Source organism: Klebsiella sp. PK01, from assembly GCF_057624675.1.
In genome coordinates this window covers 1-1581 of record NZ_JBYEZM010000018.1, presented here as the reverse complement: position 1 = coordinate 1581, position 1581 = coordinate 1, and the positions used below count along the sequence as shown (strand labels likewise).

Genomic DNA, 1581 nt, shown 5'->3' with positions numbered 1-1581 from the left:
GCTTAACCTTCGGGAGGGCGCTTACCACTTTGTGATTCATGACTGGGGTGAAGTCGTAACAAGGTAACCGTAGGGGAACCTGCGGTTGGATCACCTCCTTACCTTAAAGAACCTGCCTTTGTAGTGCTCACACAGATTGTCTGATGAAAATACAGCAGTAAGTAATCTCTGCAGGCTTGTAGCTCAGGTGGTTAGAGCGCACCCCTGATAAGGGTGAGGTCGGTGGTTCAAGTCCACTCAGGCCTACCAAATTTTCCCTGAATACTGCGTTGTGGCAAAGCTCGCATACTTAAGTATGCTTCGCTTCACCACGCCTTGTCTCAGGAAAAATTACCGGTAAAGAGATAACTACGATGGGGCTATAGCTCAGCTGGGAGAGCGCCTGCTTTGCACGCAGGAGGTCTGCGGTTCGATCCCGCATAGCTCCACCATCCTTACTGCAAAAAACAAGAAAACTTCAGAGTGTACCTGAAAAGGTTCACTGCGAAGTTTTGCTCTTTAAAAATCTGGATCAAGCTGAAAATTGAAACGACACACAGTTAATGTGTGTTCGAGTCTCTCAAATTTTCGCAATCAGAAGATGACACTGTAAAAGGTGACGTGAGCAAAGTGAAGCCAAGGCGTACCGCACGCAGCGAGCGGAGTGGACTATATGTCCATGAGCATCGCGAGTACGGAACAACGCAGGATTCACGATGCGCAACGAACCGGACAGAACGAAACATCTTCGGGTTGTGAGGTTAAGCGACTAAGCGTACACGGTGGATGCCCTGGCAGTCAGAGGCGATGAAGGACGTGCTAATCTGCGAAAAGCGTCGGTAAGGTGATATGAACCGTTATAGCCGGCGATGTCCGAATGGGGAAACCCAGTGCAATTCGTTGCACTATCGTTAACTGAATACATAGGTTAACGAGGCGAACCGGGGGAACTGAAACATCTAAGTACCCCGAGGAAAAGAAATCAACCGAGATTCCCCCAGTAGCGGCGAGCGAACGGGGAGCAGCCCAGAGTCTGAATCAGCTTGTGTGTTAGTGGAACGGTCTGGAAAGTCCGACGGTACAGGGTGATAGTCCCGTACACCAAAATGCACAGGTTGTGAACTCGAAGAGTAGGGCGGGACACGTGGTATCCTGTCTGAATATGGGGGGACCATCCTCCAAGGCTAAATACTCCTGACTGACCGATAGTGAACCAGTACCGTGAGGGAAAGGCGAAAAGAACCCCGGCGAGGGGAGTGAAAAAGAACCTGAAACCGTGTACGTACAAGCAGTGGGAGCACCTTCGGGTGTGACTGCGTACCTTTTGTATAATGGGTCAGCGACTTATATTCTGTAGCAAGGTTAACCGTATAGGGGAGCCGCAGGGAAACCGAGTCTTAACTGGGCGTTAAGTTGCAGGGTATAGACCCGAAACCCGGTGATCTAGCCATGGGCAGGTTGAAGGTTGGGTAACACTAACTGGAGGACCGAACCGACTAATGTTGAAAAATTAGCGGATGACTTGTGGCTGGGGGTGAAAGGCCAATCAAACCGGGAGATAGCTGGTTCTCCCCGAAAGCTATTTAGGTAGCGCCTCGTGAA

At 50.3% G+C, this 1581-nt stretch carries 2 tRNA genes and 2 rRNA genes; all 4 read left to right on the top strand.

The window, feature by feature from the left end:
* Window positions 1-101, top strand: a 16S ribosomal RNA gene (locus AC22LX_RS24765); the annotation flags it as partial.
* Between the two features lie 71 nt (window positions 102-172).
* A tRNA-Ile gene (locus AC22LX_RS24760) sits at window positions 173-249 on the top strand.
* A 106-nt stretch (window positions 250-355) separates the two neighbouring features.
* Window positions 356-431 (top strand) — tRNA-Ala (locus AC22LX_RS24755).
* Between the two features lie 307 nt (window positions 432-738).
* Window positions 739-1581 (top strand): 23S ribosomal RNA (locus AC22LX_RS24750); the annotation flags it as partial.